We start from the raw sequence: 15890 nt of genomic DNA on the forward strand, positions 1-15890 counted from the left end.
GGTTGATAGGCCGGATCTGGAAGCCAGGTAACTGGTGGAGGTGACCGGTACTAATAGGCCGAGGGCTTGTCCTCAGTTGCTCGCGTCCACTGTGTTGGTTCTGAAACCACGAACAACCAATGTGCCGGTTGTTGTTTGTTTCATAGTGTTTCGGTGGTCATAGCGTAGGGGAAACGCCCGGTTACATTCCGAACCCGGAAGCTAAGCCTTACAGCGCCGATGGTACTGCAGGGGGGACCCTGTGGGAGAGTAGGACGCCGCCGAACTCCTTTTAGAGCTCTGGCTCTTGGGCGTGCAGCCCGAGAGCCAGAGCTTTTTTGCGTTGAGGTAAGGTCAGGGAGCATCGTTGGCTCGTTTCCCCACAGGAGGCCCCCGGGTGGAGGTCCAGGAGACTCGCGTCCAGACGGACCGTGTCCTCACCATCCCGAACATCCTCAGCATGGCGCGGCTCGTCGGCGTCCCCCTCTTCCTGTGGCTGATCCTCCGGCCCGAGTTCGGCGGCCCCAAGAGCGACGGCTGGGCCCTGCTGGTCCTGGCCCTCAGCGGTGTCAGTGACTACCTGGACGGCAAGCTCGCGCGGCGATGGAATCAGATCAGCAGCCTGGGCCGGCTCCTTGATCCAGCGGCCGACCGGCTCTACATTCTCTCGACTTTGGTGGGTCTCACCTGGCGCGAGATTCTGCCTCTCTGGCTGACCTGCGTGCTGCTCGCGCGGGAGCTGGTTCTGCTGGTGATGGTGGGCATCCTCAGGCGGCACGGCTATCCGCCGCCCCAGGTGAACTTCCTCGGCAAGGCAGCCACCTTCAACCTGATGTATGCGTTCCCGCTCCTCCTGCTCAGTGACGGAACTGGCTGGATCGCGTCACTCGCTGCTATTTTCGGATGGGCGTTCGCCGGATGGGGTACAACGCTGTATTGGTGGGCAGGAGTCCTCTACGTGGTCCAAGTCCGCCGTCTGGTCCGTGCGGACACCATGGCCGATTGAACTCGCTGATTGGCACGCGCATGGCGGCGCGATGGCCCGCAGGGAAAAAGTGCGGGACAATCCTGGCGGGTGAAGTCGGCTAGACCGTCGTCTCTTCGAGGAGGACGCTTCCGACATGAAGGCCGTCGTGATGGCCGGGGGCGAAGGCACGCGCCTGCGCCCCATGACCTCAAGCATGCCCAAGCCGCTCCTGCCGGTGGCCAATAGGCCGATCATGGAGCACGTTCTGCGGCTGCTCAAAAAGCATGGGCTCAACGAAACCGTCGTGACCGTCCAGTTCCTGGCGTCGCTCGTCAAGAACTATTTCGGTGACGGCGAGGAGCTCGGGATGGAGCTCACCTATGCCAATGAGGAGAAGCCACTCGGTACCGCCGGAAGCGTCAAGAACGCCGAGGAGGCCCTGAAGGACGATGCCTTTCTCGTCATCTCCGGCGATGCGCTGACCGACTTCGACCTCACCGAGCTCATCAATTTCCACAAGGAAAAGGGTGCGCTGGTCACGGTCTGCCTGACCCGTGTGCCGAATCCGCTGGAGTTCGGCATCACCATCGTGGACGAGGAAGGAAAGGTCGAGCGCTTCCTGGAGAAGCCGACCTGGGGGCAGGTCTTCTCGGACACCGTGAACACCGGCATCTACGTGATGGAGCCCGAGGTCTTCGACTACGTCGAACCCGATGTGCCCGTCGACTGGTCCGGTGACGTCTTCCCGCAGCTGATGAAGGAGGGCAAGCCGATCTACGGCTATGTCGCCGAGGGCTACTGGGAGGACGTCGGCACGCACGAGAGCTATGTGAAGGCGCAGGCCGACGTCCTGGAGGGCAAGGTCGACGTCGACATCGACGGCTTCGAGATCTCTCCGGGCGTGTGGGTGGCCGAGGGGGCCGAGGTGCATCCCGATGCCGTGCTGCGCGGGCCGCTGTACATCGGCGACTACGCCAAGGTCGAGGCCGGCGCCGAGATCCGCGAGCACACGGTCGTCGGTTCCAACGTCGTGGTGAAGAGCGGGGCCTTTCTCCACAAGGCCGTCGTGCACGACAACGTGTACGTGGGCCCGCACAGCAATCTGCGGGGCTGCGTGCTCGGCAAGAACACCGATGTCATGCGGGCGGCGCGGATCGAGGACGGCGCTGTCATCGGTGACGAGTGCCTGATCGGTGAGGAATCGATCGTCCAGGGCAATGTCCGCGTCTACCCGTTCAAGACCATCGAGGCCGGTGCCTTCGTCAACACCTCGGTGATCTGGGAGTCCAGAGGGCAGGCGCATCTCTTCGGCGCCCGCGGTGTCTCCGGCATCCTGAACGTCGAGATCACCCCCGAACTCGCGGTGCGGCTGGCCGGCGCCTACGCGACGACTTTGAAGAAGGGCTCGACCGTCACCACGGCCCGCGACCACTCCCGAGGTGCGCGTGCGCTGAAGCGGGCGGTCATCTCCGCGCTGCAGGCGAGCGCCATCGACGTACGCGACCTGGAGAACGTGCCGTTGCCCGTGGCCCGGCAGCAGACCGCGCGGGGCAGTGCCGGCGGCATCATGATCCGGACCACGCCGGGGGTGCCGGACTCCGTCGACATCATGTTCTTCGACGGGCAGGGCGCCGACCTCTCCCAGGCCAGCCAGCGCAAGCTGGACCGGGTGTTCGCGCGGCAGGAGTACCGGCGCGCGTTCCCCGGTGAGATCGGTGACCTGCACTTCCCGGCGAGCGTCTTCGACTCGTACACCGGGTCGCTGCTGCGGAACGTCGACATCACCGGGATCGCGGAGTCCGGGCTGAAGGTGGTCGTCGACGCGTCCAACGGAAGTGCCGGTCTGGTACTGCCGAGCCTGCTGGGCAAGCTCGGCGTGGACTCACTGACCATCAATCCCGGGCTCGACGAGTCCCGGCCGACCGAGACGGCCGACATACGGCGCTCGGGGCTGGTGCGGCTCGGGGAGATCGTGGCGTCGTCCGGTGCCGCGTTCGGCGTGCGATTCGACCCCGTCGGTGAGCGGCTGTCCCTCGTCGACGAGAAGGGGCGGATCATCGAGGACGACCGGGCCCTGCTGGTGATGCTCGACCTGATCGCGGCCGAGCGGCGCAGCGGCCGCGTCGCGCTTCCGGTGACCACCACCAGGATCGCCGAGCAGGTGGCCGCGTATCACGGCACGCAGGTCGAGTGGACCACGACGTCTCCGGACGATCTCACGCGCGTGGGCGGTGAGGAAGGCACGATCTTCGGCGGTGACGGCAAGGGCGGTTTCATCGTCCCCGAGTTCAGCAGCGTCTACGACGGCACCGCGGCCTTCGTACGGCTCATCGGGCTGGTCGCGCGGACGCAGCTCACCCTCAGCCAGATCGACGCCCGTATCCCGCGGGCGCATGTGATCAAGCGGGACCTGGCGACGCCGTGGGCCGTCAAGGGTCTGGTGATGCGGCGGGTCGTCGAGGCGGCCGGAGACCGCTTCGTGGACACCACCGACGGTGTGCGGGTGGTGGAGACCGACGGTCGCTGGGTGATGGTGCTGCCCGACCCCGCCGAGGCGGTCACGCACCTGTGGGCCGAAGGGCCCGACGACGCCTCCGCTCAGGCGCTGCTCGACGAGTGGTCGGCGGTCGTGGACAGCGCGGGACGCTAGCCGCGGGACCGTGTACGAGCGGTAGGCCCGCGTGCCGGACATGCCTCCCCACAGGGGCCTGTCCGGCGCGCGGGCAGGGCCGTTCGAAGGCAGTGGGCGCGGCGTGCGACGATGTGCGGCATGCCGCAGCAACCCCCCGTTCGGAGCACTCCTCAGCGGCTCCCACGCCCGGATGCGTCGATGTCGTTGCTCACCAACGTCATGGACCACAGCCTCGACGACGGATACGCCGAGGCCGCCGCGCGGAAGAAGGCCGACGGTGAGGGCGGTCTGCCGAAAACCCTCAGGGCCAAGCTGGGTCTCGCGGTGGGGCTGGTGCTCGCCGCGCTGGTCGTGACGGTCGGGGCGGCTCAGGCGCGGGTGGCCGCTCCCGTCGTCGCCAAGGAGCGCGAGGAGCTGATCGACCGGATCGACCGGGAGACCGAGGCCGCCGACCGGCTCGAGGACCAGGTGGACGAGCTGCGTGCGGACGTCAGCGCCCGGCAGCGCGAGGCGATCGGGCACGGCGGCGGCAGCGAGCGGTCCGAGCTGGTGGGGATCCTGTCGGGCGCCGTGGCGGTACAGGGCCCGGGGCTGAAGCTCGTGGTCGACGACGCCAAGGACACGAGCGCGGGCGGGGACGGCGATCCGCGTTCGACCTCCGGGTTCTCCGACACGGGACGGGTCCGCGACCGTGACATGCAGCGGGTGGTCAACGGCCTGTGGGAGTCCGGCGCCGAAGCGATCTCGATCAACGGGCAGCGGCTGACCGCCCTGTCGGCGATCAGGGCGGCGGGAGACGCGATACTGGTCGACAACAGACCGCTGGTGCCGCCGTACACGGTGCTCGCGGTGGGGGACGGCCAGGGTCTCAGCGACCGGTTCCAGAACAGCGCGGACGGGCTGTATCTGCATGCCCTGCAGGAGAACTACGGCATCCGGACCGCCATCTCGGTGGAGGACGACCTCCGGCTGCCCGCCGCACCGAGTGTGATCGTACGAACTGCACAGCCGATATCTGAGAAGGGCACATCGTGATCGCCGTACTGGGCCTCGTCGTGGGAGTCGTGGCCGGCCTGTTGGTCCGGCCCGAGGTTCCGGCCGTCGTCGAGCCGTATCTGCCGATCGCCGTGGTGGCGGCGCTCGACGCCGTCTTCGGCGGGCTGCGGGCCATGCTCGACGGGATCTTCGACGACAAGGTCTTCGTGGTGTCGTTCCTGTCGAACGTGGTCGTGGCCGCGCTGATCGTGTTCCTCGGCGACAAGCTGGGCGTGGGGGCGCAGCTGTCCACCGGTGTGGTCGTCGTCCTCGGCATCCGCATCTTCTCCAACGCCGCGGCGATCCGCCGGCACGTGTTCCGGGCGTGAGGCCGATGAGCGAGCACGAGCACGCGAACGACAGCGAACGCGAGCAGGCGACACCCGAGCGGGCGGCCGAGACCGGGCCTGCGGCTGAACCTGCACCCGCGGCCGCGTCCGCGGGCGGCCTGCGCAAGGAACTGCCGGACGAGGTGCCGGCCGACGCCGCGGCATCCGCGGAGGAGGCACCCGAACAGGACGCGGAGCCTCGGCTCACCGGGCGGCAGCGGCTGATCAAGGGGCTGTGGCCGCCGCGGGTCACCCGGGCCCAACTGATCGTGGCGTTGCTGCTGTTCGGCCTAGGCTTCGGGCTTGCGGTCCAGGTGGCCTCCAACAGCGACAGTGACAGCGCCCTGCGCGGAGCACGTCAGGAAGACCTGGTGCGCATTCTCGATGAACTCGACGACCGCACGCAGCGTCTTGAGGACGAGAAGCAGGGACTCGAGCAACAGCGCGAGGAGCTGGAGAACAGTTCCGACCAGGCCGAGGAGGCCCGCAGGCAGACGGCCGAGAAGCAACGGCAACTCGGCGTGCTCGCGGGCACCGTGGCCGCGCAGGGCCCCGGCATCACGATGACCATCGAGGACACGAAGGGGACGGTCGAGGCGGACATGCTGCTCGACGCCATCCAGGAGCTGCGCGCGGCCGGTGCCGAGGCGATCCAGGTGAACGGAGTGCGGGTCGTCGCCAACACCTATCTGTCGGATTCCGGCAACGGAGTGAGCGTCGACGGGAACAAGATCACCGCGCCCTATCGTTTCAAGGTCATCGGCAAGCCGCAGGACCTGGAGCCGGCGCTCAACATTCCCGGAGGCGTGGTGCAGACGCTCGAGAAGGAACAGGCCACCGTAGCCGTGGAAAGGTCGACCAAGATCGTCGTGGATGCCTTGCGAGTGGCGAAGCGGCCTGACTACGCTCGGTCGTCCTCCCAGTGAACCGGGGGTGCATGGGGGACGTCCGGCGAGGGCATGAGGTTGCGGGGGGTCGGCGCACCGATTGGGTGGTGCGTGGTGGAAACTGTCTGGTGGATACGGACGTTGTGAGGATGTCCGGGTCGGTCAGTGTGTTCAGTCAGGGTTCGTCCTGCCCCACGGGCGGGTCTGTTTCGGTCAAGGGGAATCGCCCGTGAAGTTGTTTGCGAAGTTGTTCGGCAAGAGCGCGCGAGAGGGCAGCGACAACGCGACCGCTCGTCATCGCGCACAGCCTGACGCGGAGGGGCAGCGTCCGCTGTTCCGGGACGAGGTCGGCGGTCAGGGCGCGCCGTCGGTTGACCCTGCCCAGCAGGGCGGCATAGGTTTCGGACAACCGTCAACCTCAGGTACGGGTGGAGACTTTTCGGACCCGTACGCGTCCCATGCCCCCGGTGGGCAGCCGCGGCAGGAGGATCCGTCCATGTCGGCCCTGGTGTGTACGAGGTGCGGTAACCGCAACGCGGAGAACAGCCGCTTCTGCTCCAACTGCGGCGCGCCGCTGAGGCCGGGAGTCGCCCCGGAGCGCTCGTCCGAGACGACGTCCACCATTTCCATCTCCGGTATCGAGGCCTACGACGCCGAGGCCACCGGGCAGACGCCGGTGCCGACGCTGTCCCCCGAGGCGCAGGCGGCCGTCGACGCGCTGCCCGTGGGTTCCGCGCTGCTGGTCGTGCGTCGCGGGCCGAACTCGGGCAGCCGTTTCCTGCTCGACGGCGATCTGACCACGGCGGGGCGCCATCCGCAGAGCGACATCTTCCTGGACGACGTGACGGTCTCCCGGCGGCACGTGGAGTTCCGTCGCAGCCCGGACGGCTCGTTCACGGTCGCGGACGTGGGCAGCCTGAACGGCACGTACGTCAACCGCGAGCGGATCGACCAGGTCGCCCTGTCCAACGGCGACGAGGTGCAGATCGGCAAGTACCGGCTGGTCTTCTACGCGAGCCAGCGGGGCTACTGACCCTCCCCGGACGCCGACCGGGGACCCGAGGGAAGGCCCATGCTTCACACACCGAGCGGCGGTGCCGGGCACGGTACCGCCGCACCGGAGACCGGACTGATGAGCATCGGCACGGTGCTCAACGTGCTGCGCGAGGAGTTCCCCGAAGTCACGATCTCCAAGATCCGCTTTCTGGAGTCGGAGGGGCTGATCGAGCCGCAGCGGACCCCCTCGGGGTACCGCAAGTTCAGCGCCGCCGATGTCGAGCGCCTCGGCCATGTGCTCAGGATGCAGCGGGACCTCTACCTGCCGCTCAAGGTGATCCGTGAGCATCTGGAGGCCATGGAGCGGGGCGAGAGCGTCCAGCTGCCGGTGGTCGGGCGTCAGCGCGACGCGGACGCCGGCGGCGAGCCGCCGTCGGACGCGCCCACCGCCGCCCGTATCGGGCGTGACCAGCTGCTCGCGGCCGCCGGCATCGACGAGCGGGAGCTCGCGGAGTGGGAGTCGTACGGGCTGCTCACCCAGGTGGAGGACGGCGTCTACGACGCCGAGGCGGTCACCGTCGCCGGGCTCGTCACCGAGCTGGGCCGGTTCGGGATCGAGCCCCGGCATCTGAGGGCCATGAAGGCGGCCGCCGACCGGGAGGCCGGCCTGGTGGAACAGGTCGTCGCCCCGCTCAAGCGCCACCGGAACCCGCAGACCAGGGCGCATGCCGAGGCCCGTACGAAGGAGCTGGCCGGGCTGACGGTGAAACTGCACGCCGCGCTGGTGCAGACGGCGCTCGGGGTGCGCCTGCCCTGATCGGAGCGTCTCCGGCGACCGGATCGGCCACCCGTTCCCGGCCCGACTACCCAAACGTCCCGAGCACAGCCTAGGGTTGCTGTGTGAACGAGCTCGATGTCGTAGGTGTCCGGGTCGAAATGCCCTCCAACCAACCGATCGTGCTGTTGCGTGAAGTGGGAGGGGACCGTTACCTCCCCATCTGGATCGGACCGGGGGAGGCGACGGCCATCGCCTTCGCCCAGCAGGGCATGGCTCCCGCACGGCCGCTGACCCACGACCTGTTCAAGGACGTGCTGGAGGCCGTCGGCCAGGAGCTCACGGAAGTGCGCATCACGGACCTGCGTGAGGGCGTCTTCTACGCGGAGCTGGTGTTCGCCAGCGGGGTGGAGGTGAGTGCCCGGCCGTCCGACGCCATAGCGCTGGCGCTGCGCACCGGAACGCCGATCTACGGCAGCGACACGGTGCTCGACGACGCCGGTATCGCCATCCCGGACGAGCAGGAGGACGAGGTGGAGAAGTTCCGCGAGTTCCTCGACCAGATCTCGCCGGAGGACTTCGGGACCAGCAGTCAGTGACCGGCGGTCGCTGAGGAGCAGTAGCGCCACGCGGCTCGCACGGAGGCCATTCGGCTAGCCTTTCCCCGCGAAGGGGTACGGGAAACCACTCTTAGGGTGATTATCACTCGGCGTGCCGAGTGTGGCGATCGTTGACGCACCCTTGGTGACTGCCTACCGTCGAGGAGGCAGGTCAAGGACGGAGGTCGGCGTGAGAAGCAGCGGCGACGGTACGGCGGGGGGTGCCCCCGGGCGGAGTCTCGGGGCGGGCGGGCCGTACCCTCCCCCCAGCTCTCGGCTCCGGTCGAACCTGGGCTACCCCGCCCAGAGCAGCGCCGCCGATCACGCTCCGCAGCGGCCGACACCCGTGCCGGACAGCGGAGGGGCGGCGTCCATGGCGTCCGAGCAGATCGGCTATCGAGGGCCCACGGCCTGTGCGGCCGCGGGCATCACCTATCGGCAGCTCGATTACTGGGCCCGCACCGGGCTCGTCGAACCGAGCGTGCGGCCCGCCTACGGGTCGGGGACGCAGCGGCTCTACAGCTTCCGGGACGTCGTCGTCCTGAAGATCGTCAAGCGCTTCCTCGACACCGGTGTGTCGCTGCAGAACATCCGCACCGCCGTGCAGCACCTGCGCGAGCGCGGCTTTCGTGACCTGGAGCGCATGACGCTGATGAGCGACGGCGCCACGGTGTATGAGTGCACCTCGCCGGACGAGGTGCACGCGCTGCTCCAGGGCGGCCAGGGGATCTTCGGCATCGCCGTGGGCGTGGTGTGGCGGGACGTCGAGAGCGCGCTCTCGCAGCTGCACGGGGAGCGCATCGACACGGGCGAGACGCTGGTCGGGCACAACCCGGCGGACGAACTGGCGCGGCGGCGGAACCGGGCGGTCTGAGGGCGCCTGGCTGGGGGCTGAGGGCACCGGCTGAGAGGGGCATGGCCCGGCGGTACGCTGCGGCGCCCTGCCGGTACGTTGCGGCGAGGCATTGTCAGTGGTGTAGGGCAGCATCGGAGATGTGAGGTCCGCGCCTACGATCCTGCATCTCGACATGGATGCCTTCTTCGCCTCGGTGGAGCAGGCGTCCAAGCCGAGCCTGCGCGGAAAGGCCGTGATCGTGGGCGGGCTGGGGCCGCGTGGTGTGGTCGCCACCTGCTCCTACGAGGCCCGGGTGTTCGGGGTGCATTCGGCGATGCCCATGGCGCAGGCGCGGCGGCTGGCGCCGCACGCCGCGTATCTCGTGCCGCGGTTCGCGCTGTACCGGTCGATCAGCGAGCAGGTGATGGCGTTGCTGCGGGCGCTGTCACCGCTGGTGGAGCCGCTCAGCCTGGACGAGGCGTTCGTGGACCTGGAGGCCGGCGGGGCGGCCTGGGACGAGCGCTCGGCCCGTCTGGCCGGGACGAAGCTGCGCGCGGACATCCGGGCCGTCACGGGACTCACCGGGTCGGTCGGGCTCGCGGCCTCCAAGATGCTGGCGAAGATCGCGTCCGAGCAGGCCAAGCCGGACGGGCTGGTACTGATCGAGCCGGGGACCGAGCGGGCCCTGCTGGGACCGCTGTCGGTGCGCACGCTGCCGGGGGTCGGACCGGCCACCGGCGATCATCTGCGGCGGGCCGGGATCCACACGGTCGACGAGCTCGCCGAGGCGGGGGAGGACGAGCTCGTACGGCTGCTCGGCAAGGCCCACGGGCACGCGCTGTACGCGATGGCGCTGGCGCGGGACGAGCGGCCCGTGGTGGCCGAGCGGGAGGCGAAGTCCGTGTCGGTCGAGGACACGTACGACGTGGACATCCACGACCGGGTGCGGGTCGGGATGGAGGTGCGCAGGCTCGCCGACCGGTGTGTGCGCAGACTGCGTGGGGCGGGGTTGTCCGGGCGGACCATCGTGCTGAAGGTGCGGCGGTACGACTTCTCGACGCTCACGCGGTCGGAGACGCTGCGGGGGCCCACGGACGATCCGGCGGTGGTGCGGGAGGCGGCGGCGCGGCTGCTGGAGTCGGTGGACACGACGGGTGGGGTGCGGCTGCTGGGTGTGGGGGTGAGCGGGCTGGCCGACTACACGCAGGAGGATCTGTTCGCGCAGGCGGCCGGGGAGGGTGAGGACACGCCGGGTGGTGGCGAGGAGGCCGAGGTCGAGGCCGCCGAGGTGGAGTCGGCGCCGGCCGAGCGGCGCTGGGCTGCGGGGCATGATGTGCGGCACGCGGAGTACGGGTACGGGTGGGTGCAGGGGAGTGGGCTGGGGCGGGTCACGGTGCGCTTCGAGACCCCCGATTCGGCGCCGGGGCGTGTGAGGACCTTCCGTGTGGACGACCCGGATCTGGAGCCGGCGGAGCCGCTGCCGCTGGTGGCGCGAAGAACCGAAGGGAGCGGTGGAGAGGGGCTGGGCCATTCGGGCGCCGGTACCTGTGGCTCGGGGGCGGTCGGTCGATGAGCCAGGTAGGGAGGGCGGGCCGGGGGTGGGTCGCGCAGCCCGGCGCTGACGGGGTGCCGTCCGCGCCCACCCGTGCCGACTTGCGGCACGACTGCCCGCGGGCTGGACGGGGTGGGCGGGCTGGGTCTGCTGGTTGGGCGCCTGCGCGACGGCCCGCGGGATGGTCGGGCTGGGTGGCTGGGTCGGCTGGCTGGTCGCCTGTGCGGCTGGTCGCGGGATGGTCGGGCTGGGTGGGGTGGCTGGCTGGGCCTGCGGCGCGACGGCCCGCGGGATGGACGGGGTGGGCGGGCTGGGTCGGCTGGCTGGGCCTGCGGCGCGGCTGGTCGCGGGATGGTCGAGCTGGGCCGTGGGCGAGCCTGTGGCTGGACTGTGGGCCGGAGGGTGGGGGTGGGTGAGCGAGCCTGCGGCACGGCTGCCCGTGGGATCGGCGTGATGGGTGGGGTGGGCGGGACTGTGGCGCGGCTGAGCGCGGGGTGGGCGTGATGGCGGGCTGGCGGGGGCCCGGAGGGTCAGGGCTGTTTGTCCTTGCCGGCCAAGTCGCCGAAGTCGTGGTCTCTGAGCGGGGGTGGGGCGGCGACGTCCAGGCCGTAGTGGTGGTAGAGCTGGAGCTCCTGCTCCGGGGAGAGATGGCGGCCGACGCCGAAGTCCGGGGCGTCCTTGATCAGGGCCCGGTCGAACGGGACGTGGAGGGCGCCGTCGATCAGTTCGCTCGGTTCGAGGGGGACGAACGCGTCCCTGCTGAACAGGCCGGTGCGTATCGCCGCCCACTCCGGGACACCGGTGGCGTCGTCGAGGTACACCTCGTCGATCGTGCCGATGCGGGTGCCGTTGCGGTCGAACGCCTTGCGGCCGATCAGGTTGCGCGGATCGATGTCGGTCTCCACGGGCCCTCCACTGGTCGCAAACTCATCCGTAAGTACCACAAAAGGGCACAAACGGTGGAGCGGCCACTCGAAAGTCCGTGCCTTGCCCTCGCTGGTACGCTGGCAAACGGCTGCTGACCCCGTGCGGGAGAGTCCTCCAGGCACCATCGGAGGCGCCGAAGGAGCAAATCCTCCCCGGAATCTCTCAGGCCCACGTACCGCACGGACGAGGTCACTCTGGAAAGCAGGGCGGGTGTTCACGGCTTCCGCTCTCACCGACGGTGAAAGCCGGGTCCCTTACGGCGATCCGGTGAAGCTCTCAGGTTGAGATGACAGAGGGGGAGGCCGTCCGGGTACCCGCGCCGTGGTGCCCCTCGAAGGTCGTCAGACCAGGAGGCCTCCGCATGACCGCCCATCGCACTCCGCTCTCCGAGCTCGAACAGGGAACGCCCTTCGAGCAGCGCCACATCGGCCCCGACCAGGAAGCGCGGGCCAAGATGCTCGCCCAGGTCGGATACGGCTCGCTCGACGAGCTGACGGCCGCCGCGGTGCCGGATGTGATCAAGAACGCCGACGCGCTGGATCTGCCGGGCGCGCGCACCGAGGCCGAGGTGCTGGCCGAGCTGCGCGAGCTCGCCGACCGCAACGAGGTGCTCGGCTCCATGATCGGGCTGGGGTACTACGGGACCTTCACCCCGCCCGTGATCCTGCGGAACGTGATGGAGAACCCGGCCTGGTACACGGCCTACACGCCGTACCAGCCGGAGATCTCGCAGGGCCGGCTCGAGGCGCTGCTGAACTTCCAGACGATGGTCGCCGAGCTCACCGGCCTGCCGACCTCCGGGGCCTCCCTCCTCGACGAGGGCACCGCCGCCGCCGAGGCGATGGCGCTGTCCCGCCGCATGGGCAAGAACAAGAAGGGCCTGTTCCTGGTCGACGCGGACGCGCTGCCGCAGACCATCGCCGTGATCCAGACCCGCGCCGAACCGACCGGTGTGGAAGTCGTCGTCGCCGACCTGAGCGAGGGCATCCCCGCCGAGGTCGCCGGGCGTGAGATCAACGGCGTGCTGATCCAGTACCCGGGCGCCTCCGGCGCCGTACGCGACATCAAGCCGGTGATCGACCAGGCGCACGAGCTCAGCGCGCTCGTCACCGTGGCCGCCGATCTGCTCGCGCTCACCCTGCTGAAGTCGCCCGGCGAGCTCGGTGCGGACATCGCGGTCGGTACGACGCAGCGCTTCGGTGTGCCGATGGGCTTCGGCGGACCGCACGCCGGCTACATGGCCGTGCAGGAGAAGATGGCGCGCAGCCTGCCCGGGCGGCTCGTCGGAGTCTCCGTGGACGCGGACGGGGACCGGGCCTACCGGCTGGCCCTGCAGACCCGTGAGCAGCACATCCGCCGTGAGAAGGCCACCAGCAACATCTGCACCGCCCAGGTGCTGCTCGCCGTCATGGCCGGGATGTACGCCGTCTACCACGGGCCGGAGGGCCTGCGGACCATCGCGCGGCGCACCCACCGCTACGCGACGATCCTCGCCGAGGGGCTGCGCGCGGGCGGTGCCGAGATCGTCCACGGCGCGTACTTCGACACGCTGACCGTGCGGGTGCCCGGCCGGGCCGCCGACGTCGTCGCCGCCGCGCGGGACAACGGCGTCAACCTGCGGCTCGTGGACGCCGACCACGTGTCGGTCGCCTGCGACGAGACCACGAACCGGGCCATGCTCGCCGCCGTGTGGAGCGCTTTCGGCGCCGAGGGCGACATCGACGCCCTGGACGCCACCGCGCAGGACACGCTGCCGGACGCCCTGCTGCGCACCGACGAGTACCTGACCCATCCCGTCTTCCAGCAGCACCGCTCCGAGACCGCGATGCTGCGCTACCTGCGCCGCCTCTCCGACCGCGACTACGCGCTGGACCGCGGCATGATCCCGCTGGGCTCCTGCACGATGAAGCTCAACGCGACCACCGAGATGGAGCCGGTCACCTGGCCCGAGTTCGGGCAGCTGCACCCCTTCGCGCCCGCCGAGCAGGCCGCGGGCTACCTCACGCTCATCCGTGAGCTGGAGGAGCGGCTCGCCGAGGTCACCGGGTACGACAAGGTGTCGCTGCAGCCCAACGCCGGGTCGCAGGGCGAGCTGGCCGGCCTGCTCGCCGTCCGCGGCTACCACCGGGCCAACGGGGACGAGCAGCGCACCGTCTGCCTCATCCCGTCCTCCGCGCACGGCACGAACGCCGCCAGCGCGGTGATGGCCGGCATGAAGGTCGTCGTCGTGAAGACCGCCGAGGACGGCGAGATCGACGTCGAGGACCTGCGGGCCAAGATCGAGCAGTACCGTGACGAGCTGTCGGTGCTGATGATCACGTACCCGTCGACGCACGGTGTGTTCGAGGAGCACGTCGCCGACATCTGCGCGCAGGTCCACGAGGCCGGCGGTCAGGTGTACGTGGACGGCGCCAACCTCAACGCGCTGGTGGGGCTCGCCAAGCCGGGGCACTTCGGCGGCGACGTCTCGCACCTGAACCTGCACAAGACCTTCTGCATCCCGCACGGCGGTGGCGGCCCCGGCGTCGGCCCGGTCGGCGTGCGGGCGCACCTGGCGCCGTACCTGCCGAACCACCCGCTCCAGCCCGAGGCCGGGCCGGAGACCGGTGTGGGGCCGATCTCGGCGGCGCCGTGGGGCTCGGCGGGCATCCTGCCGATCTCGTGGGCGTACGTCCGGCTCATGGGCGGTGAGGGGCTGAAGCGGGCCACGCAGGTGGCGGTGCTCAGCGCCAACTACATCGCCAAGCGCCTCGAGCCGCACTACCCGGTGCTGTACACCGGCCCCGGCGGGCTGGTCGCGCACGAGTGCATCATCGACCTGCGTCCGCTGACCAAGGCGACCGGTGTGAGCGTGGACGACGTGGCCAAGCGGCTGATCGACTACGGCTTCCACGCGCCCACCATGTCGTTCCCCGTGGCCGGGACGCTGATGATCGAGCCGACCGAGTCCGAGGACCTGACCGAGCTGGACCGGTTCTGCGAGGCGATGATCGCGATTCGGGCCGAGATCGAGAAGGTCGGCTCGGGCGAGTGGCCCGCGGACGACAACCCGCTGCGGGGCGCCCCGCACACGGCGGCCATGCTCGGCGGGGACTGGGAGCACGCGTACAGCCGCGAGGAGGCCGTGTTCCCGGGCGGGGTGAGCGCCGCCGACAAGTACTGGCCGCCGGTGCGCCGCATCGACCAGGCCTTCGGCGACCGGAACCTCGTCTGCTCGTGCCCGCCGCTGGACGCGTACGAGGACTGAGCCTCAAGGAGTCGGAAGGGCTCCGCTTCGGCCGTGCGGCCGGGCGGAGCCCTTCGCCGTTCACGCCGGGTACGCGTGCGTCTGGGCCGCCTTGACCGCCGCCCACACCGTGGCGCCCGGATGCAGGTCGAGCTCGGCGGCGGCGACCGTGGTGAGGTCGGCGGCCAGGGCGAGTTCGCCGGTGAGTTCGGCGCGGATCTGATCGCCGTGGGTCTCGAGGCCGGCGACCTCGCAGCGCCACAGGTTGCGGGCGCTGGAGCCGGTGGGGCGGTCGCGGAACAGGGTCACCGCGCCGGGTGGGAACGCCACGAAGGCCGGGCCGGTCAGCTCCTCCGTCGTCGCGATGGCGGGGCCCGCGTCGAGCCGTACGGTGTGGCCGTCGGCCTGCCCGCGGTAGAGGTTCAGGCCGACGAGCTGGGCGATGTACTCGGTGCGAGGGTGGCGGGCGATGTCGGAGGGCGTGCCCTCCTGCACGATGCGGCCGTCCTCCACGACGACGAGACGGTCGGCCAGCACCATGGCGTCCAGCGGGTCGTGGGTGACCAGGACGGCGACGGCCTCGAACGCGGCGAGGTGGCGACGGAGCTGGGCGCGCACCTCCAGGCGGGTCCGGGCGTCCAGGGCGGCGAGTGGCTCGTCGAGGAGCAGCAGCCGGGGGTGGGTGGCCAGGGCGCGGGCGAGGGCCACGCGCTGGGCCTGGCCGCCGGAGAGGCGCCGGGGCTTGGCGTTCGCGTGCTCGGCCAGTCCCATGCGGTCCAGCCACTCGGCGGCCCGGGCACGCGCCTCCGCCTTGCCGGCGCCCCGGCAGCGTGGGCCGAAGGCGACGTTGTCGAGGGCGGTCAGGTGCGGGAAGAGCAGATAGTCCTGGAAGACGACACCGACCGGGCGGGACTCGGGCGGCATGCGCCGCAGATCGGCACCGTCGAGCCGCAGATGGCCGTCGGTGAGCGGGGTCAGACCGGCGAGGGCACGCAGGGCCGTGGTCTTCCCGGCACCGTTCGGCCCGAGCAGGGCGACGACGTCGCCGGGGGCGGCGGTGAGGACGATGTCGAGCCGGAACCGGCCGCGATCGACGACGAGCCGCGCATCGAGGCCGACGGCCTGGGTGGCCGGATCGGTGGCTGCCGGGC

Annotated in this window: 12 protein-coding genes, 1 rRNA gene, 1 pseudogene and 1 riboswitch; of the genes and pseudogenes, 12 read left to right on the plus strand and 2 right to left on the minus strand. The window is 70.1% G+C overall.

What is annotated here, in order from left to right; genetic code table 11:
- The first annotated feature begins 149 nt into the window (after positions 1–149).
- The 11 genes from rrf (at position 150) to AB0412_RS03685 (ending at position 10607) form a co-directional block, all read left to right on the plus strand.
- Positions 150–266, plus strand: a 5S ribosomal RNA gene (rrf, locus tag AB0412_RS03635).
- Positions 267–376: 110 nt separating this feature from the next.
- On the plus strand, positions 377–985 hold the full coding sequence (locus AB0412_RS03640; RefSeq protein ID WP_366400817.1) for a CDP-alcohol phosphatidyltransferase family protein: 609 nt from the start codon (positions 377–379) through the stop codon (positions 983–985).
- A 115-nt stretch (positions 986–1100) separates the two neighbouring features.
- A complete protein-coding gene (locus AB0412_RS03645) occupies positions 1101–3596 on the plus strand; it encodes a mannose-1-phosphate guanyltransferase (protein WP_366400818.1) in 2496 nt (831 codons plus the stop codon).
- 111 nt (positions 3597–3707) lie between these two features.
- On the plus strand, positions 3708–4613 hold the full coding sequence (locus AB0412_RS03650) for a DUF881 domain-containing protein (protein WP_366400819.1): 906 nt from the start codon (positions 3708–3710) through the stop codon (positions 4611–4613).
- Positions 4610–4942, plus strand: a complete 333-nt coding sequence (locus tag AB0412_RS03655; protein WP_003988855.1) for a small basic family protein — start codon at positions 4610–4612, stop codon at positions 4940–4942. The genes AB0412_RS03650 and AB0412_RS03655 overlap by 4 nt, the downstream gene beginning before the upstream one ends.
- 5 nt (positions 4943–4947) lie before the next feature.
- Positions 4948–5868, plus strand: a complete 921-nt coding sequence (locus AB0412_RS03660) for a DUF881 domain-containing protein (protein WP_366400820.1) — start codon at positions 4948–4950, stop codon at positions 5866–5868.
- Positions 5869–5929: 61 nt separating this feature from the next.
- A complete protein-coding gene (locus AB0412_RS03665; RefSeq protein ID WP_366400821.1) occupies positions 5930–6862 on the plus strand; it encodes an FHA domain-containing protein in 933 nt (310 codons plus the stop codon).
- Between the two features lie 39 nt (positions 6863–6901).
- Entirely contained in the window at positions 6902–7642 is a 741-nt protein-coding gene (locus AB0412_RS03670; RefSeq protein WP_366400822.1) for a MerR family transcriptional regulator, read from the plus strand.
- 83 nt (positions 7643–7725) lie between these two features.
- The gene (locus AB0412_RS03675; RefSeq protein ID WP_026253112.1) at positions 7726–8199 is read left to right on the plus strand and encodes a bifunctional nuclease family protein; all 474 of its coding nucleotides are present in this window, start codon (positions 7726–7728) and stop codon (positions 8197–8199) included.
- Positions 8200–8389: 190 nt separating this feature from the next.
- The gene (locus tag AB0412_RS03680) at positions 8390–9073 is read left to right on the plus strand and encodes a MerR family transcriptional regulator (RefSeq protein ID WP_366400823.1); all 684 of its coding nucleotides are present in this window, start codon (positions 8390–8392) and stop codon (positions 9071–9073) included.
- Positions 9074–9194: 121 nt separating this feature from the next.
- Positions 9195–10607 (plus strand): DNA polymerase IV, encoded by a 1413-nt coding sequence (locus AB0412_RS03685; protein ID WP_366400824.1) that lies wholly within the window; start codon positions 9195–9197, stop codon positions 10605–10607.
- Between the two features lie 509 nt (positions 10608–11116).
- Here AB0412_RS03685 and AB0412_RS03690 read toward each other — a convergent pair.
- Positions 11117–11491, minus strand: a complete 375-nt coding sequence (locus tag AB0412_RS03690; protein WP_366400825.1) for a PRC-barrel domain-containing protein — start codon at positions 11489–11491, stop codon at positions 11117–11119.
- A gap of 114 nt (positions 11492–11605) precedes the next feature.
- Positions 11606–11701, plus strand: a riboswitch (glycine riboswitch).
- A 173-nt stretch (positions 11702–11874) separates the two neighbouring features.
- Here AB0412_RS03690 and gcvP point away from each other — a divergent pair.
- Positions 11875–14760 carry an aminomethyl-transferring glycine dehydrogenase gene (gene gcvP / locus AB0412_RS03695; RefSeq protein ID WP_366400826.1) on the plus strand — a complete coding sequence of 962 codons (2886 nt, stop codon included), beginning with the start codon at positions 11875–11877 and terminating at the stop codon, positions 14758–14760.
- Positions 14761–14820: 60 nt separating this feature from the next.
- Here gcvP and AB0412_RS03700 read toward each other — a convergent pair.
- Positions 14821–15855 (minus strand): annotated as a pseudogene (locus tag AB0412_RS03700) (ABC transporter ATP-binding protein); the annotation flags it as partial.
- Positions 15856–15890 lie beyond the last annotated feature (35 nt).

The organism is Streptomyces sp. NPDC052012 (assembly GCF_040689265.1).
In the GTDB taxonomy this organism is placed as follows: domain Bacteria; phylum Actinomycetota; class Actinomycetes; order Streptomycetales; family Streptomycetaceae; genus Streptomyces.

Excerpts from the sequence above, each read along its gene's own strand:
- AB0412_RS03645 (WP_366400818.1), top strand. The coding sequence starts at position 1,101 with ATGAAGGCCGTCGTGATGGCCGGGGGCGAAGGCACGCGCCTGCGCCCC.
- AB0412_RS03650 (WP_366400819.1), top strand. The coding sequence starts at position 3,708 with ATGTGCGGCATGCCGCAGCAACCCCCCGTTCGGAGCACTCCTCAGCGG.
- AB0412_RS03660 (WP_366400820.1), top strand. The coding sequence starts at position 4,948 with ATGAGCGAGCACGAGCACGCGAACGACAGCGAACGCGAGCAGGCGACA.
- AB0412_RS03670 (WP_366400822.1), top strand. The coding sequence starts at position 6,902 with ATGCTTCACACACCGAGCGGCGGTGCCGGGCACGGTACCGCCGCACCG.
- gcvP (WP_366400826.1), top strand. The coding sequence starts at position 11,875 with ATGACCGCCCATCGCACTCCGCTCTCCGAGCTCGAACAGGGAACGCCC.